We start from the raw sequence: 21,994 nt of genomic DNA, 5'->3' as shown, positions 1-21,994 counted from the left end.
CGAACCGTTGCGCTTGCCGACGGCGGTACGCACAGCGTCGATGATGTACGCCTCAGACATGGTGAATCTCCTTGGTTACTAGGTGGACTGAACGGCGTTGTTCATGGTGATCCCGCCGAGGACGATCGAAAGGTACTGTTCGGCGACTTCCTGCGCCGTGCGCGAACCGCCTGGGCGGAACCAGCGCACCGAGACCCAGGTCGCGTCGCGAATGAACCGATACACCACGGCCACATCCAGATCCGGACGGAAATAGCCCTGGGCGATACCGTCGCGCAGCACATCGAGCCACAGCTCGCGCTGCTCGGTATTGAGCTCGTTGAGGTAGGTGAATCGCTCCTGTGACAACAGTCGGGGAGCCTCTGCCTGGTAAATGGCAACCTGCGCGTGCTTGGTTTCAATCGCGTCGAATGAGGCCAGAAACAAGCCCTTAAGTGTGTCGACAGGATTGAGGTTGGCCGCCGCGATCTCGCGGTACCGAGCGAACAATCCCTCCAGGAAATCGCGCAGCAGCTCGTCGACGATCGCTTCTTTGGAGTCGAAGTGGTGGTACAGGCTGCCCGACAGGATTCCTGCCGCATCGGCGATATCGCGCACCGTGGTCGCGCGCAGACCGCGCTCGGCGAACATCTCGGCGGCAAGGCCCAGTAGCTCGTCACGCCGCGACGGCGTGTTCACTTCTGCCACCTTGTCCACCTCCCCACTGTATCAACCAAGCGCTTGTTTGGTCGAGATTGAGTGCTTGACGTCACGCCCGCTGGCTGGACACCGAGATGACCTCACCGGTCAGGTAGCTCGAATAGTCGCTGGCCAGGAAGGCGATCGTCGAGGCTATTTCCCACGGTTCGGCGGCACGGCCGAATGCCTCGTCGGAGGAGAGCTTGTCCAGCAGGTCCGAGGAGGTCACTTTGTCGAGGAACTTGTGCCGCGCGATGCTCGGGGCGACGGCGTTGATGCGCACCCCGTACTCGACGGCCTCGACGGCGCTGCATCGGGTGAGCGCCATGACGCCGGCCTTGGCCGCGGCGTAGTGCGACTGCCCGTGCTGGGCCCGCCAGCCCAGCACACTCGCGTTGTTGACGATGACACCGCCGTGCCCCGCCTCGCGGAAGTACCGCAGCGCCGCACGGGTAGCGCGGAAGGTGGAGGTCAGGGTCACGTCGAGCACCCGGTCCCACTGCTCGTCGGTCATATCGGCGACGGGAGTCTCCCCACCCAGACCCGCATTGTTCACCAGCACATCGATACGGCCCAGGGCCGCAACGGATTCGGTGATGAGTGCATCAACCGCTTCGGTGGAGGTGACATCACACACGACCGCGGCGACCTTGCCCAGGCCGAGCGCGGCCAGCTCGTCCCGAGTCTCGGTGAGACGGCGCTCGTGATAATCGGAGACGACGACGTCGGCACCCTCGGCCAGCGCGCGACGGGCGGTCGACGAGCCGATACCGGTCCCCGCAGCCGCGGTCACGACGACGGCCTTGCCCTTCAGAAGACCGTGTCCATCAATCTCTTTCGGTGCCTGGGACAAGCTCACTTAGCGCGCCTCTCGGGGTAGTCCGAGCACGCGCTCGGAGATGATGTTGCGTTGAATCTCGTTGGACCCGCCGTAGATGGTGTCGGCCCGCGAGAACAAGAACAGCCGCTGCCATTCGTCCATCTCGCCCTTGTCTGTCAGCAGGGTCGATTTGCCGATGATCTCCATGGCCAGCTCGCCAAGATCGCGATGCCAGTTGGCCCACAACAGCTTTGACACGTTGTCTTGGCCGGGGCGTTCCTCGTCCATGGTGGCCATCGCGTAGGAGCGCATGGTGCGCAGCCCGACATAGGCCTGGGCCAGGCGCTCACGTATGGCCGGATCGTCCGCCGTACCGTTTGCGCGTGCCAGCTCGGATAGCCTGGAAAGTTCACGCGCATAGACGATCTGGTTACCCAGCGTCGAAACGCCGCGCTCGAAGGTCAGGGTGCCCATGGCAACCCGCCAGCCATCACCGGGCTCGCCGACCACCAGGTCCGCGGCGGTGCGCGCGTTGTCGAAGAACACCTCGTTGAACTCCGAGGTGCCGGTCAGCTGGATGATCGGCCGAATCTCGACACCCGGCTGATCAAGAGGCACAAGCAGATACGACAGGCCCTTGTGGCGCGAGGACCCCGACTCGGTGCGGGCGATCACAAAGCACCACTGGGACTGCAATGCCAGGGAGGTCCACACCTTCTGGCCGTTGATCACCCACTCATCGCCGTCCAACACGGCCGTGGTGGATACGTTCGCCAGGTCCGAGCCCGCGCCGGGCTCCGAATACCCCTGACACCACAGCTCGGTGACGTCGCGAATGGTCGGAAGGAAGCGCTGCTGCTGTTCCGGAGTGCCGAAGGCGATGAGCGTCGGCCCCAGCAGCTCCTCACCCAAGTGATTCACCTTGTGTGGCGCCTCGGCCCGCGCGTACTCCTCATAGAAGATGACGCGCTGGCTCACGGTTGCCCCACGACCACCGTGCTCGACGGGCCAGCCCAGGCAGGTCCAGCCCGCGGCGGCAAGGTGTCGGTTCCAGGCGAGCCGTTCTTCGAAAGCCTCGTGCTCGCTGCCGGGGCCACCCAGCCCCTTTAGCTCCGCGAACTCGCCCACGAGGTTCTCGGCCAACCAGGCCCGGATCTCGGCGCGCACCTGGTCATCGGACATCTCCGACAGGGGTGCCTCGTCAGGCACCTGGAACTCAACCACTCCAGTAGGCTAACCTACCAAGCACTTGCTTTGTTAGAGGAGAGTGGACGGACGGTCTATGCAGACACCCGAACTCACCATTCCGGCCGCGTTGGACCAGGCAGCCATACGTTTCGGAGACCGTGACGCCCTATATGTGGGGCCTGACGGTCTTCCCACAAACGGATCATCCGACGGTTCCTGGCTGTCCTTCACCGAGCTGCGTACCCGCGCCCGGCGCTTCGCCGCGGCCCTGATCGCAGTCGGCGTGGAACACGGCGATCGGGTGGCCATCTGGTCCCCCAACTCCTGGCACTGGCCCGTCGCCTGCCTGGGCGCGCAGTACGCCGGGGCCGCCGTCGTCCCAATGAACACCCGCTACACGGCGGACGAGGCGACCGACATCCTGCAGCGCAGCAAGGCTCCGGTGCTGGTATCGGTCGGGACGTTCCTTGGCGCAGACCGCATCCAGACCCTCGACGCCGCGGCGCTGCCGGATCTGCGACACATCGTGCGGGTCGCCGTGGAGGCCGGCGATGAATCCAATTGGGACGAATTCGTCGCCGGTGGAGAGCCCGTGAGCGATGAGAACATCGACCAGCGCAAGGCGGCAGTGAGTTCCGAGGACATCAGCGACATCCTCTTCACCTCCGGCACCACCGGGCGTAGCAAGGGCGTGCTGTGCATGCACCGTCAACCGCTGGCGGCCTCCCTGGCCTGGGCCACCTACGGCGAGTTCACCGAAAATGACCGCTATCTGTGCGTCAATCCGTTCTTCCACAATTTCGGATACAAGGCGGGCATCCTGGCCTGCCTGCAGACCGGCGCGGCACTCATGCCACAGCTGACCTTCGACCCTGAAAAGGCGATGGCAGCGGTCCAGGAGCACAAGATCACCGTGCTGCCCGGCGCACCCACCATCTTCCAGATGCTGCTCGACCATCCCGCGCGCAAGAACTACGACCTGACCTCGCTGCGGTATTCCGTCACGGGCGCGGCCGTCGTTCCTGTCGTGCTCATCGAACGCATGCAGTCGGAGCTGGACTTCGACCTGGTACTCACCGCGTACGGCCTCACCGAGACACAGGGTTTCGCCACCATCTGCCGTTCCGACGACGACGCCGTCACCGTCGCCACCACCTGTGGACGCGCGATGACCGGGTACGAACTGCGAATCGACGGCGCCGAGAAACCCGGCGACGAGGGCGAGGTGCTGCTGCGCAGCGCGAACGTCATGAAGGGCTACCTCGACGATCCGAAGGCCACCGCCGAGAGCATTGATTCCGACGGTTGGCTGCACACCGGCGATATCGGCAAGCTCGACGAGCGCGGAAACCTCACCATCACCGATCGGCTCAAGGACATGTACATCTGCGGCGGGTTCAACGTGTATCCCGCCGAGATCGAGCAGGTGCTGATGCGGCTCGATGGTGTGGCAGACGCCGCCGTGATCGGGGTTGCCGATGAACGGCTCGGTGAGGTCGGCAAGGCCTACATCGTTCGCAGGCCCGGCGCGACACTCGACGTTCAGTCCGTAATCGATTACAGCGCAAAGCATGTGGCGAACTTCAAGAAGCCGCGGTTCGTCGAGTTCCTCGACGAGCTTCCCCGCAACCTGGGCGGCAAGGTGGTTAAACCCACCCTGCGGGCCATGCACCAACAGGAGAGCAGCTAGTGGATCTACTTCTTGGCGACGAGACCGAGGCGTTCCGGGCGGAGGTGCGCGATTTCCTCACGGCCAACGTCCCGAATCCGCCGCTGCCCTCCTATGACTCGCCGGAAGGTGCCGTGGCCCACCGCCAGTGGGAGCGCATCCTGTACGACGCGGGATTCTCGGCGGTGTCCTGGCCCAAGGAATACGGTGGCCGCGATGTCACCCTGCTGCAGTGGGTGATCTTCGAGGAGGAGTACTTCAAGGCGGGCGCCCCGGCTCGGATCAGTCAGAACGGCATGTTCCTGCTGGGGCCGACACTCTTCGCGCACGGCAGCAAGGAACAGCTGGATCGCATTCTCCCGAAGATGGCCAACGGAGAGGAGATATGGGCGCAGGCATGGTCGGAGCCGGAGTCCGGTAGCGACCTGGCCTCGCTGCGCTCCCCCGCCCGCAAGGTGGACGGCGGCTGGCGCCTATCCGGGCAAAAGATCTGGAGCTCACGAGCACCGTTCGCCGACAGGGGGTTCGGGCTATGGCGCTCCGACCCGGAGTCACAGCGCCACCAGGGACTCACCTACTTCATGTTCGATCTCAAGGCCGAGGGCGTCACCGTCCGCCCCATCCCGCAGCTCGACGGCGACGCCGGTTTCGCGGAGATTTTCCTGGACGACGTGTTCGTTCCCGACCAGGACGTCATCGGTGCGGTACACGACGGCTGGCGCGTCGCGATGAGTACGTCGAGCAATGAGCGCGGTATGTCGCTGCGCAGCCCGGGCCGATTCCTGGCCACCGCCGACCGGCTGGTGGACCTCTGGAAGTCCAACCCCAACAATGGATTCGCCAGCGAACGTGTCGCCGACGCGTGGATCGCGGCGCAGGCCTACCGGTTGCACACCTTCGGCACCGTGACCCGACTATCCGGCGGCGGTGAGCTGGGTGCCGAATCATCGATCACCAAAGTGTTCTGGTCCGAGCTGGATGTCGCCCTGCACGAGACCGCGATCGACCTGCGCGGCGCCGATGGGGAGTTGGCCGAGCCCGGTGACTCGGACTGGACAGCAGGGTACCTGTTCTCCCTCGGTGGCCCGATCTACGCCGGTACCAACGAGATCCAGCGGAACATCATCGCCGAGCGCATCCTGGGCCTGCCCAAGGAGAGCGCCCGCACGGGAGGTGCCAAGTGAAGTTCGACCTGGACACACAGCAGCGCGACTTCGCCGCGAGTATCGATGCCGCCCTGGGTGCAGCCGATGTTCCTGCCGCGGCACGTGCGTGGGCGGCAGGTAACCACGAACCCGGTCTGGCCGTGTGGTCGACCCTCGCCGAGCTCGGCATCACCGCCCTGGCGGTTTCCGAGAAATACGACGGCATCGAAGCACACCCCGTTGATCTGGTTGTCGCACTCGAGGGTTTGGGCAAGTGGGCAGTGCCCGGGCCGGTCGTCGAATCGCTCGCGGTGGCACCGGTGCTGCTCGCCGGCCTCGAAGACGGAGCCGAACGGTCTGCACAACTCGCCTCCGGAGAACTGATCGTCACGGTCGCCGCGCCCCCCATCACGCCGCGCGCTCTCGACGCGGATGTCGCCGGGCTGGTGCTCATCGCCGATGACATCGGGGTCCGCGAGGCGCACGCCAGTGCACAGCACGAGTCGATCGACGCGACCCGTCGAGTGTTCGATGTGACACCGACGGACGGCGGTGTTTCCCTCGACACCAGCCGCGCCATCGACTTTGGTGTGCTTGCGATTTCGGCACAGCTGATCGGTGCCGGGCAGGCGCTGCTGGACCGCGCGGTGGAGTACGCCAAGCAGCGTTCCCAGTTCGGCCGGCCGATCGGCTCCTACCAGGCCGTCAAACACAAACTGGCCGATGTGCATATCGCGCTGGAGCTGGCCCGCCCGTTGGTGTACGGCGCGGCGCTATCCCTAGCCGACGAATCTCCCACCGCGGCACGCGATGTGAGCGCCGCCAAGGTCGCCGCCGGTAAGGCTGCCTACCTGGCCGCACGGTCCTCCTTGCAGACGCATGGGGCCATCGGCTTCACCGCTGAATACGACCTGTCGCTGTGGATCCTGAAGGTGCGGGCCCTGACCTCGGCCTGGGGCACATCCGAATGGCATCGCGAACGAGTCCTCGGGAGCCTGCGATGAGGCCCCCGCACGCGGGAGGTACCCCCAGCTTGCGCGAAGAGCGAAAGGCACAGTCATGAGTTCCGAGCGGCAGATGCTCCGCGACACCGCTCGCTCCCTGGTCACCAAACGGGCAGACTCGGCCGCCGTCCGCGCCGCAATGGAATCCGAACGCGGCTACGACGAGAAGCTGTGGACCATCCTGTGTGAACAGGTCGGCGCGGCAGCGCTCTTGGTTCCCGAGGAATTGGGCGGTGCCGGAGGCGAACTCGCCGACGCGGCCGTGGTGGTGGAGGAGCTCGGCCGCGGGCTGGTACCCAGCCCACTGATGGGTACGCTGTGGGCCGAGCTCGCCCTCCTCGACGCCGGATATCAGGGTGAACTACTGGAATCGCTGGCATCGGGTGAATCGGTCGGTGCGGTGGCCTTCGATCCGGCTTATGTCGTCAACGGCGATATTGCCGACGTGGTGCTCACGCTGGACGGTGACCAGACCTACCTGGCGACGGACTTTGTGCCCACCCCGCTCGCCACCTTGGATCCCACCCGCAGGCTGGCCGCGGTTGAGGTGACCGGAAGCGAGCCCATCGGGAATGCGCCGGGTCTGATCGACAAGGCGGGGCTACTGCTGGCCGCCGAGCAGGTGGGCGCTGCGGCACGCGCGCTTGAACTCACCGTCGAGTACACCAAGACACGGGTGCAGTTCGGACGCGCAATCGGCAGCTTCCAGGCCCTCAAGCACCGGATGGCAGATCTGTACGTACTGGTGGAATCCGCACGCGCCACCGTCTACCAGGCCATCGAGGATCTCACGCCCGAGGCCGCGACGGTGGCTAGAATCAAGGCCAGCGAAGCTCTTTCGGCGGTGGCCGGCGATTCCATCCAGTTGCACGGCGGTATCGCCATCACCTGGGAGCATGACGCGCACCTCTACTTCAAGCGCGCGCATGGCAGCGCACTGCTGCTCGGCACTCCGCGTGAACTGCTGCCGAGCCTGGAGACCGCGGCCGGGCTGTAGACCGTCGGCCTAGACTCTCGTCATGGAGACCAAAGCCAGTCCTTGGCCCGCCTACCGGCTGGCCACCATCCTCCTCGGCGTCGGAACGCTGCACTTTCTCGCGCCGAAACCGTTTGACGCTATCGTCCCGGCGGGACTACCCGGCGATGCCCGGCTGTACACCTATGCCTCGGGAGTCGCCGAACTGGGCACCGGTGCACTGCTACTGGAACCACGCACGCGACGATTGGGCGGCACCATCGCGGCGCTGCTCTTCCTCGCCGTCTTCCCCGCGAACATCAACATGGTGCGGCAGTGGTGGGACAAGCCATGGCCGCTTCGCATCGGGGCCATCGCGCGGTTGCCGTTTCAGGTTCCGTTGATCACCGAGGCGCTGAAGGTGCGGCGCACGGCGTAGCCGTATCTAGTCGTGTTTTAGTCATAGATGACGGCGTTTCCCTTGCGCTGAAGATCAGCCAGCCCTGCCCGGAAGGTTTCCATGAATTCGGGCGGGGGCCCCACCCAGTCCGCGACCTCGCCGACGATACGCACGGGTTCCCGGGTGCGGTAAGAATGGGTCGGATTCCCAGGGAACTTCTTGTCCGTCACGTTCGGGTCATCTTCGAGGGTGCCCTCCGGTTCCACAATGTAGACATGGCCTCTGCCCTCACCTTTGGCCATCTCGGCCGCCAACCCCGCGCCAATCAATGTCTTCGTCACGTAGACGTGGTTCATGATGCGGTCCTCCTCGTAGTTCGACAGATGCCCGGGCATCAGCAGATCGCCTATCTCAAGGTCGGCCTTGGTGCCATGGAAGTACGCACCCGACTCGTGCGCCTCGAAAAAGTTCGGCATCGTCATACCAGGTCCTATCAGTCGAAATTCGTGGTCGCAGGATTGTGCGCCGCGTTGGGGGGCTTGCCGCAAGCCCCCCTTCGTGCCATATTTTGAAAGGGGACAAGCCAAAAGGTTGACCCCGCAACCACTCAGTGGTCGGCTTGATCCATGGCCCCAGCTGATGCTCTTCGCCCAAGCGGCTCATCGCTGCAGATATCCGACCGCGAACGCGAAGCCCTGACGCAGGCCACCCAGTTCCCGCTGCTGGCGGCAATCACCGGACGCCGGTCGCGACGCTTCCCACTCGGCGGACGCATCCCCGACGGTCCACTCGCTTTCACCAGTAGGCATCCCATTACCCCGATATCGGAAGTCGAACGGGCACTGATCCTTTCAGTGGTCGGAGGCGTGACAGGGTGGCACTACGGCATCACGCATCACCCCGGATACGCCCCCGCGTTCCCGAACTACTCCGGCAGCGCAACCGGCCGCGCTTTCCCGTCGGCAGCAGGCTTCCACACCAGTCAGCTCTTCTTCACCGACGACACCGGGATCTACCTGCTGCCCACCCGCGACGAACCGCCACAGGACTTCGACACCATCGAGGACTGGATCACCCACACCGCCGACTCGTATGTGCGGATCTCCGATAAGCGCCTGGAGCTGCCACGGGAAGAGCCCTATATGGAGGGGCACAACACCTGGATCGGCAACCACCCGGGCAGCCTGCTTGCCTTCCCGGTGGCCGATCTAGCCGAGCACCTGATTGCCAACCTGTCCTTCTTCGCCGCCAACGGCTACCTCGTCTACGACGACATCAACAACCGGAGCATCCCCGGCACTGAAAAGTTCAGCGGTCTAAGGAATTACGATGATCCGATTCCGCTGTCCTTCGTCGAGCAGTACACACTCACCGAGGCCAGTGCCGAACTCGCCACCGCCACGCACAACGGGGTGCTGCTGCTCCAAGCGCTCGGACTTGGCGGCTGGATGTTCGACGGGCTCGACCGGCTGTCGGTGCTCGGCGGCTCCGGTGACCCGCGCGCCCCCGGTATCGGGTTCCATTCGGACAACGACGATCGCTGGCCATTCCCGAACGCCACCGGTCTGTCCGGATTCTTCGAAACCCTCAGCCCGCCACACGTGCCGACGGTCGCGGCCGGCGTGGAGAAGTACATCGAGCGCAAGTATGGCCCCAGCGGCCCCTTCCATCCGGACACCCCGGGCGCCTGGGTGGATTCACGCAAGGTGCGATCGGCCGCCCTGCCTGCCGAGGCGATCCAGGAGATCGTGACGGTCCAGGCCTCGTACGTATACGACACCTTCGGGAAGATTCCCGGCACCGTTCCCACCGTGCACGTCCTCATGTATCTGCAGGCACAGAACATCGACCTGGACTTCTACGACAAACACTTCGGTCCCGGCGCCTACCTGCCGACGCACGCCGAACACGCCAGGCGCTGGTACACCTGACCTGTTCGGCGCGGCACGATCAACGCTTGTCGGCACCTCCCGCAGGTGCAAACTTCCCGCTCTCGAATAACAACGGGTAGAGCACTCCGCCGACCAAGCCACCAATCAAGGGCGCCAGCCAGAACACCCACAGCTGCCCCGGCGCGGCACCACCGTTGAAGAAGGCGACACCGGTCGAGCGCGCAGGATTCACCGAGGTGTTACTAATGGGGATCGAGATGAGATGAATCAGTGTGAGGCACAAACCAATTGCGAGCGGACCAAAACCCTTTGGGGCACGATCGTCGGTGGCGCCGAGGATCACCATGAGGAAGATAGCGGTCAGCACGATCTCGGCCACCACAACCGCCGCAAGTGAGTAATGGTCGGGCGAATGCTCGCCATACCCGTTGGCCGCCATATTGCCGGTGGCCTCGAAGCCGGGCTTGCCTCTGGCGATAAACCACAAAGCGGTACCCGCCACGAGTCCACCGACCACCTGCGCCACCCAGTAGCCCGGCAGTTCCTTGGCCGGAAGCCGACCACTGATCACCGCGCCCAACGTGACCGCCGGGTTGAAGTGCCCACCCGAAATGTGACCAACGGCGTAAGCCATTGTCACGACAGTCAATCCGAAAGCCAGGGCCACGCCCAGGAAGCCGATCCCCAACTGAATCGCGCCCGTGTTGCCCTCACCGGCATCGGCGACATTCTTGGCCGCGAAAATCGCGCTGCCACAACCGCCGAAAACCAGCCAGAAAGTGCCGAAGAATTCGGCCAATAGTTTCGTACTCATCTTGGTCACAATCGGATCCCTTCGTTCGGAAGAACTCACGCGATGCGTATGTGATCTTGATTAGTACCAACGCTGAGTCGAAATCCACAGCCACATCACAGAAACAGTTGAGTCACGAAATCTGGTATGGCCCAATAGCTCAATCGGCCCGGGGAGGACTGACAACCTCACCGAAGAGCATGGTTCGATATTTGCTGATTCGAGTATCGTGGCGGTATGGCACTGTCATCCACAGACTTCGCGCTGCGCTATGACCGCTGGTACCTACCGCTTGCCACGGCACTGTGGCTAGGCCCCAACCGCACTGTCATCCGGGTTGCCGACGGGATGCTGACCGTCAAGAACGGATGGGCCTTTTCCATCCAGATCCCGCTCACGTCAATCACTTCCGCCAAGCACGTCCCGGAGAGGCCTATGGCGTGGGGTGTTCATGCCTCCGGGGACGGCTGGCTGGTCAATGGCTCACGAGATGGCATCGTCGAAATCCGCTTCACGCCTATGAAACCGAAGAACGCACCGTGGACCGCCGGCACCATTCGCCAACTACTGCTCAGCGTCACCGATCCAGACGGGCTCATCGCGGCTGTGCCGCACATTGCGGCATGACTTGGCACAATCGGTTCATGCGCCGACGACGACTACTCCAGCTCGGAACGGCGGTGGCCGCAAGCCTCGCGCTGACTTCCTGCGCAGATGAGGGTGACGATAATGGCGAGGTGAGCGAAGGCGGCCCGTGGCGCATGCCCGATGAGGGTGAACCGCACCGGCGGACCTGGATGGCATTCGGCGCGAGTGATGAGATCTGGGGCCGACGACTGACGCGGCAAGTGCAACAGAATCTCGCCGCGATCGCCCAGGCTATTGCGCAGTTCGAGCCGGTGTCGATGCTGGTGCGTCCACACGAGACCGAGCTCGCCCGCCGGTTGGCGGGCCCGAATGTCGAGTTGGTGCCCGCGCCCCTGGACGACCTGTGGATACGTGATACCGGCCCGGTGTTCGTCAGCAACGAGACTGGCAGGGCCGCTGTTGATTTCAACTTCAACGGCTGGGGCAACAAACAAAAACATACATCCGATGCCAAGGTGGCCGCTGAGGTGGCCAAGCTCGCCGGTGTTCCCGTTGTTCACACGAATCTCGTGCTGGAGGGCGGCGGCATCGAGGTCGACGGCGGGGGGACGGCGATCATCACGGAAAGCTGCGTCCTCAACAACAACCGCAACCGGGGGCGCACCAAGAAGGATGTCGCGACGGAACTGCAACGCTTACTCGGTGTGCAGAAGATCATCTGGCTGCCCGGAATCGCAGGGATGGATATCACCGACGGGCACACCGACTTCTACGCGCGCTTCGCCGGACCGGGCGTAGTCGTCGCCGGATTGGACAACGACCCCGAGTCATTCGACTACGACGTGACGCGCCAGCATCTCGACATCCTCGGCAAGGAGACGGACGCCGCCGGCCGCCCACTGCGCGTGGAAGTGCTCGAAGCACCCGAACAGGGACGTGACGAGTTCGAATCAGAGGACTTTGCAGCGGGATACATCAACTTCTATGTGTGTAACGGCGGGGTCATCGCACCGCAGTTCGGGGATCCAGAGGCAGACGCGGCAGCAAAATCCACCTTGGAGAGGGTCTTCCCGGGCCACCGGGTGGTGCAGCTGGATATCGACGGGATTGCCGCAGGGGGCGGTGGCATCCACTGCGCCACCCAGCAGGAACCCCGGTAGCCGCCCTCAGCGCGCAACCGAACGTGGCGCCCCCGGTCCTGGATCGATCTGTAGCGGACCGGCGGCCGAGGGTGTCATCGGGAAGTCGAAAATCGCCGTCGGAATGTACACCGTGGCACAGGAATTCGGGATATCGACCACACCCGATAGCCGCCCCTCGATAGGCGCAGCACCCAGCAACAGATAGGCCTGCTCCGGGCTGTAGCCGAACTTGGTCAGGTAGTCGATGGCGTGCAGGCAGGCACGCTGGTATGCCAGATGCGAATCCAGGTACCGCTGTTCGCCGTCGAGGGTGACCGAGGTCCCCGAGAACGCCAACCATTGGGAGTACTGCGGATCGGTGTTGCCCGGCATGAAGATCGCGTTCTCCGATACCCCATAGGTATCCATTCCACCCTTGAGTACATCGACGTGTAGGTCGATAAAGCCACCCATCTCGATGGCGCCACAGAAGGTGATCTCGCCGTCCCCCTGGGAGAAGTGCAGGTCGCCCACCGACAGCTTTCCGCCCGGCACGAACACCGGATAGAACACTCTGCTGCCCTTGGTCAGGTTCTTGATGTCCTGGTTGCCGCCGTTCTCTCGGGGCGGCGCCGTTCTGGCCGCCTCCGCCGCTGCCCGCTCGAAGGATTCCCCCGCGAGCGTCCCCAGTACCGCATCCCTGGGTTCCGGCGGAAGCGCCAGGGCGGGAACACGGTGCGGATCGGTAGCGATCAGCGCACCCTCACGGGCATTCCATCGTGCCAACAGTTCTGCGGACGGTGCCGTACCCATCAGCCCGGGATGCACAATCCCCGTGAAGCTGACGTGCGGGATATGCCGCGATGTCGCGGTCTGCCCCGAGAAGTCCCAGATCGCCTTGTATGCATCGGGGAACTGTTCGGTGAGAAACCCGCCACCATTGACGGTGGGGAAGATTCCCGTGTAGCCCCACCCCTGCCCGGCCAGCGGTCCGGAGTCCTCCTGCGGGATGGGACCCACGTCCAAGATGTCGACGATCAGCAGATCGCCCGGCTGCGCTCCCTCTACCGAGAACGGTCCCGACAATGCGTGCACCGTGGTGAGCGGAGCATCGCGGATGTCATCGGCAGAGTCGTCGTTATGAATCGCGCCGTCAAACCATTCGCGGCAATGCACACGGAACGACGTACCCGGCTTCACAACAGCTGCGGGCGGGATATCCGGGTGCCACCGGTTGTGCCCCACGATCTGTTGCTCGGTGAACTTCTTGCTCGAATCCAGCGGGAACAACACCTGGGGCATGGAGGTCCTTCCGGTTATGGGCGAGGTAGCTTGCGATGCAACGGATTTGATGTGATCGGTGCCGCACGGCGCGCCGACGGCGGCGGTGCGGAAACCACAGGCGGTTCACTGGCGCTGCGGTGAGTGGCATCGAGTAGGCGCATACGCGCCGAAGAACCGCGGCTCACTCCGGCGATACCGAAGACCCGCCGTGCCGACCCAGCGCAGCGGGCGCACGGCACCGCATCCGGGGCGGTGGCCATCGGAAAACTACGCGCACTATCGCCGCAGCTCGCGCACCGATACTCGTATGACGCCATCACCCGCCCTCACCGAGGTACCACCTGGATCTGTGAGATTACGCCGGATTGGCCAGGCCCGCATGGGAACCGCAGATCACACCAACGCCGAGAGTGGGGGCTGGGGCCGCAATTTCGCCCAATCGATATCCTCGACAAGGAGAGGGACGCCGCCGGCCGCCCACTGCGCGTGAAAGCGCTCGAAGCACCCGAACAGGGACGTGAAGAGTTCGAATCAGAGGACTTTGCAGCGGGATACATCAACTTCTATGTGTGTAACGGCGGGGTCATCGCACCGCAGTTCGGGGATCCAGAGGCAGACGCGGCAGCAAAATCCACCTTGGAGAGGGTCTTCCCGGGCCACCGGGTGGTGCAGCTGGATATCGACGGGATTGCCGCAGGGGGCGGTGGCATCCACTGCGCCACCCAGCAGGAACCTGCGAAATGGACTGTCCTCCAAACCAACACGGCGCCGCGCGGCCCAATCAGGCGGTCTTGCGAGCTGAGACCACCTTGAACGTGGACGTCAACAACAACGCGTCATCACCGAAACAGCTGTACATGTCCTGCTCGTAGGTCTTCGTCGGCAGGAGGGCATCCACACCTATCGACGTCTTGCACGTCCGCCCCTCGTGCTTCTGCTCGATCTCGACATAAAACGTCGCCATATCGCCGCCCTTGTTGTACAGAGTCACACGAACTTGACTCTGTACGCCTTGGCCAGTGACCTCCCCGATATGCACATTGAGGTCATTCCGCAGCAGTATCTCGGTCTGATCCGCAGTCTTGCCTCGGTCAGGAGCCTTGCGTAGTTCGCCACTTGCGAACATCACAACTCCCATGGCAAGCGCCAGCACACACAGGAGCGTACCCACTATCGCAAGAACCTTGGCTTTCCTCTGGCCAATACAACCAAGAATGCCAAAGACGAGACCGGGTAAACCAATTGCGCACGCCAGGGGGCGCAACCCTGTCATATCCACCGGAGCCAGAGGAAGTGCGAGCGCGATGATGCCGAGGACGATGGATACTACGCCGAACCAGGGGCCTCCCGGCGCCTTCTGAGGCTCGTTCCGGTACTCAGCAACGGGTCCGTTCACCATCTGGCGAGGGTACCCGACACCTCTCAACCCACTGCACAAACCAGCTAGAGCCAGGTGTCCTCGGTGGTGGCGGTGAGGAACGCCTCCAAGTCGTTGCGCCAATCGGCGGGCGTGGTCTTATCCGGCTCGATACCCGTGTACTGCCCGCGATAGAACAGCAGCGGCCGGGAAGCGGTGGGAATCGCAGGAACTTCACTGAGCTCGCTAACCGACCCGAACACCACCCAGTGATCGCCACCGTCATGCACTTGGGCGACCTCGCAGTCGATATGCGCCAGCGACCCGTTGATGACCGGCGAACCGAGACCCGATGGACGCCAGTCGATTCCGGCGAACTTGTCGGGCTCTCGGGAACCGAAGCGCGCGGAAACCTCGCGCTGGTCCTCGGCGAGGACGTTCACACAGAACTTCCCAGAGGCCTCGATGGCCGCCCAAGACCGCGACTGTTTGGTGGGACAGAACAGCACCAACGGCGGCTCCAGCGACAGCGCCGCGAACGACTGGCAGGCAAAGCCCACCGGTGCGTCCTCATGCGTCGTGGTGATGATGGTGACGCCGGTACAGAACTGCCCCAACACATTTCGGAATGCCCTGGGGTCGATCTGCGATGTGTGCATCTCTACTTGAACCCAACGCTGAAATCGTGACCCCACAGGCTGATACCAACGCTCTCGCGCGCGATCCAGCTCTCGTCATCGACTTCAGAACCCTCGCAACCGAATTCCATATCGAACCCACCGGGAGTCTTCATGTAGAAGGACAGCATCTTGTCATTGATATGCCGACCCAGAGTGGCCGACATCTTGACCTTTCTCCGATTCGCGCGGTCCAAGCAGAGACCGACATCGTCGGAATTCTCCACTTCGACCATCAGGTGCACGATTCCGGTCGGGTTGGGCATCGGCATGAACGCCAGCGCGTGGTGGCGCGGGTTGCAGCCGTAGAAACGCAGCCATACCGGGTCACCGTCGGCCGGACGGCCGACGAGCTGCGGGGGTAGCCGCATCGAGTCACGCAGCCGGAAACCGAGCACATCCTGGTAAAACGCCTGTGCCGCAGCGTCATCAGTACAGGTGAGTACCACATGCCCCAGACCCTGCTCGGCTGTGACGAACTTGTGGCCGTATGGGCTGACGAACCTGCGGCCAAGGTACTGCGCTCCGTGGAACAACTCCAGCACGTTTCCGGACGGATCCTGGAACCTGATCAGCCCCTCGACCTTACGGTCGGAAGCCTCGACCTTGGTGCCCTCGACGTACTCAACACCCGCATTGTCCAGGCGGTCCCGCACTGCCTGCAACGCCGGCGCGTCGGCGACCTCCCAGCCCGAGGCCAGTAACCGGTCGTTGTCGCCCGGCACGATCACCAGACGAGCCGCGACATCGTCCATCCGGAGATAGAGCGCGGCGGGGTTGTCGCCGGTGCCTTCCATCATGCCCAGCACCTTGGTTCCGAATTCGCGCCAGGCCCCCATGTCGGTGGCCTCGATCCGCATGTACCCGAGTGCCTTGATAAGGCTCATCGTGTTGATGCCCTCCTAAACCATCGTGTCGGTGGCGGGCAGCTCGAAGGCATGGTTACCCCAGATCTGGTAAGCCCGCTCGGCGTCATTGGCCGCGTGCACGCGTCCGGCGTGCGCGTCACGCCAGAACCGCTGCACCGGTGCGTCATTCGACAGCGCGGTGGCTCCCGAGTTCTCGAACAGCAGGTCAATCGAGGCGATGGCGCGGCCAGTGGCGCGTACCTGGTCGCGGCGTGCCGCGGCACGGAGTTCGAACGGAACCTCCTGGCCCGCCGAGATGAGTGCGAACTCGTCGCCCACGTTCCCGATCAGCTGACGCCACCCGGCGTCGATGTCACTGGCGGCCTCGGCCACCCGCACCTTGGTGAACGGGTCATCCTTGGCCTTCTCACCGGCGTAGGCGGCACGCACCCGCTTACCCTGGGCCTCGACATGAGCGTCGTACGCACCGTAGGCCATACCCATGATGGGCGCGGTGATGGTGGTGGGATGCATGGTGCCCCAGGGCATCTTGTACACCGGCGCGGTGTTGGTCTCGTACCCACCGGCGGTCTGGTCGTTCATCTTCTTGTACGACAGGAAGCGGTGCGTCGGCACGAACACGTCCTTGACCACGACGGTGTTGCTGCCGGTGCCACGCAGACCGACGACGTTCCATACGTCGTCGATGCGGTACTCGGTACGCGGAATCAGGAAGCTGCCGAAGTCGACCGGACGGCCGTCCTTGATGACGGGCCCACCGAGGAACGCCCAGGTGGCGTGGTCACAGCCCGATGACCAGTTCCAGGAACCACTGACCAGATACCCACCGTCGACGACGACACCGGCACCCATGGGCGCATACGAGGAGGACACCCGCACGTTGGTGTCCTCGCCCCAGACCTCGTCCTGAGCCTTCTGGTCGAACAGAGCCAGATGCCAGTTGTGCACGCCGATGATCGAGGAGACCCAACCGGTCGAGCCGCAGGCACTGCCCAGGCGGCGGACCGCCTCGTAGAAGACGGTCGGAGCGGTCTCGAATCCACCCCACTGCGAAGGCTGCAGCAGCTTGAAGAAGCCAATCTCCTGCAAATCGGCGACCGTAGCGTCGGGAAGACGCCGCAGGTCCTCGGTCTCCTGCGCGCGCTTGCGCAGGATCGGCAGCAGGTCGTCAATTCCTGCGAGAACCGCCTGAATCTCGTCCCGCTGTTCGGTCGTCGTCACTGCATTTCCTCCACTGCTGTAGTTAGCATCAGTCGGCACAAACTAGGGCTAGTAGTTCGCAACACCCGCTGCCCACCCTCGGTGACAGCGCGTGTTCCCTGCTGAGACTAGAACACGTTTCGATCTGTGTCGACATCGCCTCTCCCACCCCGGGAAGGCAGGCTCATCTGGAACGAAGCGACAACGGTGTTGTAGGGCCAAAGGTCAATTCTGTAACCTGTTCTAGTTCGGTTCTAGTTGGGCTTGGCCAGAAGAAGTCAACGACGGAGGAAATCACGTGACGGACGTTCCGCTGGGGAAGCACGTCCTCGAGGTACGGATCGCCGAGGTAATCGCCGAGACCGAAGACTCCAGGTCCCTGGTCTTCGACATTCCCGAAGATGCGGCCGATAAGTTCGCGTACGCACCCGGCCAGTACCTCACGCTGCGCATTCCATCCGACCGCACGGGATCGGTGGCGCGCTGTTACTCGCTGTCCAGCTCACCCCATATCGATGACCGGTTGACGGTCACGGTCAAGCGCACCGTCGATGGCTACGGGTCCAATTGGATCTGCGATAACGCGCACGCCGGTATGCACATGCATGTCCTGGCACCCTCCGGGGTTTTTATCCCCCGAGACCTGAGCCGAGATCTCCTCCTTGTTGCCGGCGGCAGTGGAATCACCCCGATGATGGCGATCTGTAAATCCGCGCTCTCGCAGGGCAGCGGCAAGGTGGTGCTCCTCTACGCCAACCGTGACGAACAGTCGGTGATCTTCGGGGCGGCGCTGCGGGACCTGGTGGCGCAGCACCCGGACCGGCTGACCGTCATCCACTGGCTCCAATCGGTGCAGGGGCTGCCCTCGCAACAGTCACTGGCCACCCTGGCCGCGCCCTTCGCCGGGCACGAGGCCTTCATCTGCGGTCCCGGCCCGTTCATGGACGCCTCTGAGGCCGCGCTCAAGAGCAACGGCATGCCGGACGACCGAGTGCACACCGAAGTCTTCCGCTCGCTGGAGAGCGACCCGTTCGCCGAGGTGGTCCTCGCCGAACCCTCCGAAGACGATGAGCCACCCGCCATGGCCACCGTGGAGCTCGATGGCGAGACACACACGGTCAATTGGCCGCGCAGCACCGTGCTGCTCGATGTGCTGCTCGCCAAGGGGCTGGACGCGCCGTTCTCTTGCCGCGAGGGGCACTGCATGACATGTGCCTGCATCCTCAAGGACGGCAAGGTCCGCATGCTCGTCAACGATGCGCTATCCCAGAATGACATCGACGACGGGTACATCCTGGCGTGCCAGGCGGTTCCCGAGACCGACGACGTCAACGTCACCTTCGACGAGTGAACACCAAATACAGAAAACACATCTCGATGCCACACTCCGGCCGGGCCGATACGATTCGGTACATCATGAAGTCCCTGAAACCGGCGCTGGCCGCCGCATCACTGGTGGTTGCTTCCCTGGTTCTTCCGGGTTCCGCCGCGGCCGAGATCAAAACCACCGACGTCAGCACGCCGGTCGATGAGGGCCGCCAGCTCGAGGTACACGCCACCGCCGACTGCCGCAAGGCCGAGCGGCAGTGCTATTACACCGCAAGTTTCAATCTGCGGACTCCCAACGGGATTGAGGGATTCGGCGGCGACCTGTGGGCCAAGCAGACCACTGAACTACGCACCTCCGATCGGATGAACTACCTATGGGTGCAGTGGGGTGACAACCCGAACACCGTGGAGCACAACGGCGGGAGCACTTGGCTGCTCACCACTGTCTACTTCGGCGGCGGTGACACCGACCGGTTCCGGGTCACCGGCACCACCCAGCCCACCGACTGGGCGACCGGGCAACCCAAGCTCGACGCCGACTACATCGTGTGCAGTCACGTCGAGGCCAGTATCGATGGGCGCAGCGTGATTTCGCCCGATGCCTGCGCGGTGGCGCGGTTCAGCTAGCTTCCCTGCGTCGAGCGCGCACTCAGGTACGGCAGTACCCGAGAAACGTGTTCCTCAGTGCGCACTCGGCGTTCAGTAGGGCGGCGTTCGGTAGGGCTACCGCGGTAGCCCGAGCAGCCGCTCTCCCGCCACACTGAGCAGGATCTGCGTGGTGCCTCCGGCTATCGACAGGCACCGGTCTCGCATGAACAGCCACATCTCATGCGACTCCACCGCACCGTGGGCGTCGACGTAGTCGAGGATGTGCTCCGAAAGCCCCTGACGATGACGCACGCCGACGAGCTTGCGCACGCTTGAGGTCGCGCCCGGGTCCTGACCTCCGATGGCACGTAGCGCGGTACGCAGATCCAGCAGCGCACCCGCCTGCGCCGAGCACACGAATGACCCCAGCGTATCCAGTTGCGCCGCATCCAGTTCGGTGTCCCCGATCAAGGAAATCAGCGATTCCATTGCCTCGTCGAGGGCACCCCCGCCGGCCATCGCCACCCGCTCGTTGGCCAACGTGGTGCGGGCAAGGCGCCACCCGTCGTCGACCGAGCCGACCACATTCTCGTCCGGGATGACCACGCCATCCAGGAAGACCTCGTTGAACATTTCCTCGCCGGTGATCTCGCGCAGCGGCCGCACGGTGATCCCCGGGGTCTTCATGTCCAGCAAGAAGTAGGTGATGCCCTTGTGCTTGGGAACATCCGGATTGGTGCGGGCCAGGCAGATCGCCCAGTCGGCGACCTGCGCCTTGGAGTTCCACACCTTCTGCCCGTCCAGCTTCCATCCGCCGTCGACCCGAGTTGCCTTGGTACGCAACGCCGCGAGGTCGCTGCCGGCGCCGGGCTCGGAAAACAGCTGGCACCATTCGATCTTGCCCCGAAGCGTGGGTGCGACGAATTGTGCTATCTGCTCCGGAGTTCCGTGCTCAAGGATGGTGGGCGCCGCCCACCATCCGATGACGAGATCGGGACGGGTGACGCCGGCCGCGTGCAGCTCCTGGTCAACGAGCAGCTGCTGTGCGGCACCCGCCCCCAGCCCGTACGGCGCGGGCCAGTGCGGAGCCAGGAAGCCCGTCTCGGCCAGTCGAACCTGGTGCTCATCCTTGGGTGCCGATGCAATTTCGGCGGCAGTGGCGGCCACCTGCGCACGCTCGGCCTCCACCTCCCCGAGGTCGATGGTCAGGGATCGGCGGGTTCCGGCCAGTGTCAGCGCGGCAGCCCTGCGCCGCCATACCGCGGGCTTACCCAGGAAGGACTGAACGGCATACGCCCGCCGCAAGTACAGGTGCGCGTCGTGCTCCCAGGTGAATCCGATACCACCGAGAATCTGGATGCAGTCCTTGGTGTTGGCCACGGCCGCATCGACGGCCACCGCCGCCGCCACCGCGGCAGCAAGCGAAAGCTGCTCAGAATCAACGTTGTTAGTCGAGCTGTTCGCGAGGACATCCCGCGCGCACCCGGCGGCGTCCCACGCCGCAACATCGGCCTGCTCAACACGGCACAGCATTTCCGCGCACATGTGCTTGATGGCCTGGAAGCTACCGATCTGCTTGCCGAACTGCTCCCGAACCTTGGCGTATTCGACGGCGGTCTGAAGCGCCCACCGTGCCACGCCTACCGCTTCGGCCGCGAGCGTCACCGTGGCCAGATCGGCGACCACGGCGGCGGGCAGACTCACCGGGTGCGCCGCGGCGCCATCGAGGGTGACCGCAGCCCATGGGCGCGAGAAGTCGGTGGCCTTCTTGACGTCGACCACGACACCGGCGCCCACACAATCGACCAGCACCCAACCGTCGGGTCCCGGAGCCAACAGCACTCCGTCCGCGGTGCCGCCCAACACCGCGGGCAACACGCCCGAGGCCAGCCCATCGGCGACGCTCAGGCTCCCGGCGAGGGCCAGGCCCGCCGTGCGCTCCCCGGCGGCCAGCGCTTCGACCAATTCGGGGACCGATCGCGACGTACCGTCCGATGCGAGCACCACCGCGGCCAACGCACTGGTGGCAACCGGTCCCGGCACCAAGGACGCCGCGGCTTCGTCGACCATGGCGATCATGTCGTCAAATCCGGCTCCCGAGCCCCCGGCGGCCTCCGGCACGGCGACACCGAAAATGCCCAGTTCAGCGAGCCCGGCATATGCGGGACCCCACTCGGCAGGCTCGGATTCCAGCTTCCGGACCGACTCGATGACAGCCGCGCTCTTGGCCCACTGACGGACCGCGTCTCGCGCGGCTTCCTGGACTTCGGATGAGCCGCTTGCGCGAAGACCAGAAGACGCGGACACATTTCCTCCTGTTTTTTCGGGGTACACGAGACTAGAACGTGTTCTAATATCGTGATTGGGTTCAGTGTAGTAGGAACGCATTCAGGCTGTACAGAGCACTACCGGCGGGCGAGGGAGACCTGAAACAACC

Annotated in this window: 22 protein-coding genes and 1 pseudogene; 11 read left to right on the top strand and 12 right to left on the bottom strand. The window is 64.1% G+C overall.

Going from position 1 to position 21,994, the window contains the following annotated elements; translation table 11 throughout:
- Nucleotides 1-78: 78 nt before the first annotated feature.
- The 3 genes from AB0H22_RS14545 to ipdE1 are packed head-to-tail and all read right to left on the bottom strand — an operon-like array spanning nucleotide 79 to nucleotide 2,680.
- Entirely contained in the window at nucleotides 79-696 is a 618-nt protein-coding gene (locus AB0H22_RS14545; RefSeq protein ID WP_180750813.1) for a TetR family transcriptional regulator, read from the bottom strand.
- Nucleotides 697-748: 52 nt separating this feature from the next.
- Nucleotides 749-1,537, bottom strand: a complete 789-nt coding sequence (gene ipdF, locus AB0H22_RS14540) for a (5R,7aS)-5-hydroxy-7a-methyl-1-oxo-2,3,5,6,7,7a-hexahydro-1H-indene-carboxyl-CoA reductase (protein WP_180750812.1) — start codon at nucleotides 1,535-1,537, stop codon at nucleotides 749-751.
- Entirely contained in the window at nucleotides 1,538-2,680 is a 1,143-nt protein-coding gene (gene ipdE1, locus AB0H22_RS14535; protein ID WP_180750875.1) for an acyl-CoA dehydrogenase IpdE1, read from the bottom strand.
- Nucleotides 2,681-2,780: 100 nt separating this feature from the next.
- Here ipdE1 and AB0H22_RS14530 point away from each other — a divergent pair, with 100 nt between their 5' ends.
- Genes AB0H22_RS14530 through AB0H22_RS14510 form a run of 5 tightly spaced genes read left to right on the top strand, consistent with a single transcriptional unit; the run spans nucleotide 2,781 to nucleotide 7,898 of the window.
- Nucleotides 2,781-4,376 (top strand): FadD3 family acyl-CoA ligase, encoded by a 1,596-nt coding sequence (locus tag AB0H22_RS14530; protein ID WP_358147024.1) that lies wholly within the window; start codon nucleotides 2,781-2,783, stop codon nucleotides 4,374-4,376.
- Entirely contained in the window at nucleotides 4,376-5,539 is a 1,164-nt protein-coding gene (locus AB0H22_RS14525) for an acyl-CoA dehydrogenase family protein (RefSeq protein WP_358147023.1), read from the top strand. The genes AB0H22_RS14530 and AB0H22_RS14525 overlap by 1 nt, the downstream gene beginning before the upstream one ends.
- Complete coding sequence (locus AB0H22_RS14520; RefSeq protein ID WP_358147021.1) at nucleotides 5,536-6,504, top strand: acyl-CoA dehydrogenase; 969 nt, start codon at nucleotides 5,536-5,538, stop codon at nucleotides 6,502-6,504. Before AB0H22_RS14525 ends, AB0H22_RS14520 begins: the two co-directional genes overlap by 4 nt.
- Before the next feature lie 55 nt (nucleotides 6,505-6,559).
- Nucleotides 6,560-7,501 carry an acyl-CoA dehydrogenase family protein gene (locus AB0H22_RS14515; protein ID WP_358147020.1) on the top strand — a complete coding sequence of 314 codons (942 nt, stop codon included), beginning with the start codon at nucleotides 6,560-6,562 and terminating at the stop codon, nucleotides 7,499-7,501.
- A 22-nt stretch (nucleotides 7,502-7,523) separates the two neighbouring features.
- Nucleotides 7,524-7,898 (top strand): hypothetical protein, encoded by a 375-nt coding sequence (locus AB0H22_RS14510; protein WP_180750807.1) that lies wholly within the window; start codon nucleotides 7,524-7,526, stop codon nucleotides 7,896-7,898.
- A 17-nt stretch (nucleotides 7,899-7,915) separates the two neighbouring features.
- Here AB0H22_RS14510 and arr read toward each other — a convergent pair whose 3' ends face one another.
- Entirely contained in the window at nucleotides 7,916-8,341 is a 426-nt protein-coding gene (gene arr / locus AB0H22_RS14505; protein WP_180750806.1) for an NAD(+)--rifampin ADP-ribosyltransferase, read from the bottom strand.
- Between the two features lie 144 nt (nucleotides 8,342-8,485).
- Here arr and AB0H22_RS14500 point away from each other — a divergent pair, with 144 nt between their 5' ends.
- Nucleotides 8,486-9,790, top strand: coding sequence for a hypothetical protein (locus AB0H22_RS14500; protein WP_180750805.1), 1,305 nt, complete (start codon nucleotides 8,486-8,488; stop codon nucleotides 9,788-9,790).
- A gap of 19 nt (nucleotides 9,791-9,809) precedes the next feature.
- Here AB0H22_RS14500 and aqpZ read toward each other — a convergent pair whose 3' ends face one another.
- Nucleotides 9,810-10,574, bottom strand: a complete 765-nt coding sequence (gene aqpZ / locus AB0H22_RS14495) for an aquaporin Z (RefSeq protein WP_180750804.1) — start codon at nucleotides 10,572-10,574, stop codon at nucleotides 9,810-9,812.
- A gap of 207 nt (nucleotides 10,575-10,781) precedes the next feature.
- On the opposite strand from aqpZ, the gene AB0H22_RS14490 reads away from it, so the two are divergent.
- Nucleotides 10,782-11,171 (top strand): hypothetical protein, encoded by a 390-nt coding sequence (locus AB0H22_RS14490; RefSeq protein ID WP_180750803.1) that lies wholly within the window; start codon nucleotides 10,782-10,784, stop codon nucleotides 11,169-11,171.
- Between the two features lie 17 nt (nucleotides 11,172-11,188).
- Nucleotides 11,189-12,292 carry an agmatine deiminase family protein gene (locus AB0H22_RS14485; RefSeq protein ID WP_180750802.1) on the top strand — a complete coding sequence of 368 codons (1,104 nt, stop codon included), beginning with the start codon at nucleotides 11,189-11,191 and terminating at the stop codon, nucleotides 12,290-12,292.
- Nucleotides 12,293-12,298: 6 nt separating this feature from the next.
- Here AB0H22_RS14485 and fmdA read toward each other — a convergent pair whose 3' ends face one another.
- Both fmdA and AB0H22_RS14475 read right to left on the bottom strand, forming a co-directional pair.
- Nucleotides 12,299-13,555 (bottom strand): formamidase, encoded by a 1,257-nt coding sequence (gene fmdA, locus AB0H22_RS14480; protein ID WP_180750801.1) that lies wholly within the window; start codon nucleotides 13,553-13,555, stop codon nucleotides 12,299-12,301.
- Nucleotides 13,556-13,569: 14 nt separating this feature from the next.
- Nucleotides 13,570-13,797, bottom strand: coding sequence for a hypothetical protein (locus AB0H22_RS14475; protein ID WP_358147019.1), 228 nt, complete (start codon nucleotides 13,795-13,797; stop codon nucleotides 13,570-13,572).
- 178 nt (nucleotides 13,798-13,975) lie between these two features.
- Between AB0H22_RS14475 and AB0H22_RS14470 the strand changes: the two are divergent.
- Nucleotides 13,976-14,272 (top strand): annotated as a pseudogene (locus AB0H22_RS14470) (agmatine deiminase family protein); the annotation flags it as partial.
- 46 nt (nucleotides 14,273-14,318) lie between these two features.
- Here AB0H22_RS14470 and AB0H22_RS14465 read toward each other — a convergent pair.
- From AB0H22_RS14465 to hsaA, 4 genes are read right to left on the bottom strand one after another with little or no spacing between them, the layout of a single operon-like run.
- Nucleotides 14,319-14,936, bottom strand: a complete 618-nt coding sequence (locus AB0H22_RS14465; RefSeq protein WP_358147018.1) for a DUF308 domain-containing protein — start codon at nucleotides 14,934-14,936, stop codon at nucleotides 14,319-14,321.
- Nucleotides 14,937-14,980: 44 nt separating this feature from the next.
- Nucleotides 14,981-15,553, bottom strand: a complete 573-nt coding sequence (hsaB, locus tag AB0H22_RS14460; RefSeq protein ID WP_358147016.1) for a 3-hydroxy-9,10-secoandrosta-1,3,5(10)-triene-9,17-dione monooxygenase reductase subunit — start codon at nucleotides 15,551-15,553, stop codon at nucleotides 14,981-14,983.
- A gap of 2 nt (nucleotides 15,554-15,555) precedes the next feature.
- Entirely contained in the window at nucleotides 15,556-16,458 is a 903-nt protein-coding gene (gene hsaC, locus AB0H22_RS14455; protein WP_180750799.1) for an iron-dependent extradiol dioxygenase HsaC, read from the bottom strand.
- 15 nt (nucleotides 16,459-16,473) lie between these two features.
- Nucleotides 16,474-17,661, bottom strand: a complete 1,188-nt coding sequence (hsaA, locus tag AB0H22_RS14450) for a 3-hydroxy-9,10-secoandrosta-1,3,5(10)-triene-9,17-dione monooxygenase oxygenase subunit (RefSeq protein ID WP_358147015.1) — start codon at nucleotides 17,659-17,661, stop codon at nucleotides 16,474-16,476.
- 277 nt (nucleotides 17,662-17,938) lie between these two features.
- On the opposite strand from hsaA, the gene AB0H22_RS14445 reads away from it, so the two are divergent.
- Together AB0H22_RS14445 and AB0H22_RS14440 are read left to right on the top strand one after the other, a co-directional pair.
- Complete coding sequence (locus tag AB0H22_RS14445) at nucleotides 17,939-18,991, top strand: ferredoxin--NADP reductase (RefSeq protein WP_358147014.1); 1,053 nt, start codon at nucleotides 17,939-17,941, stop codon at nucleotides 18,989-18,991.
- Nucleotides 18,992-19,056: 65 nt separating this feature from the next.
- Complete coding sequence (locus AB0H22_RS14440) at nucleotides 19,057-19,596, top strand: hypothetical protein (RefSeq protein WP_180750796.1); 540 nt, start codon at nucleotides 19,057-19,059, stop codon at nucleotides 19,594-19,596.
- A 96-nt stretch (nucleotides 19,597-19,692) separates the two neighbouring features.
- Here AB0H22_RS14440 and AB0H22_RS14435 read toward each other — a convergent pair whose 3' ends face one another.
- Nucleotides 19,693-21,864, bottom strand: coding sequence for an acyl-CoA dehydrogenase (locus AB0H22_RS14435; RefSeq protein ID WP_358147013.1), 2,172 nt, complete (start codon nucleotides 21,862-21,864; stop codon nucleotides 19,693-19,695).
- Between the last annotated feature and the right edge of the window lie 130 nt (nucleotides 21,865-21,994).

The sequence above is a fragment of the Mycobacterium sp. NPDC050853 genome (assembly GCF_040653875.1).
GTDB lineage: Bacteria > Actinomycetota > Actinomycetes > Mycobacteriales > Mycobacteriaceae > Mycobacterium.
This window is presented reverse-complemented; position numbering and strand designations above follow the sequence as displayed.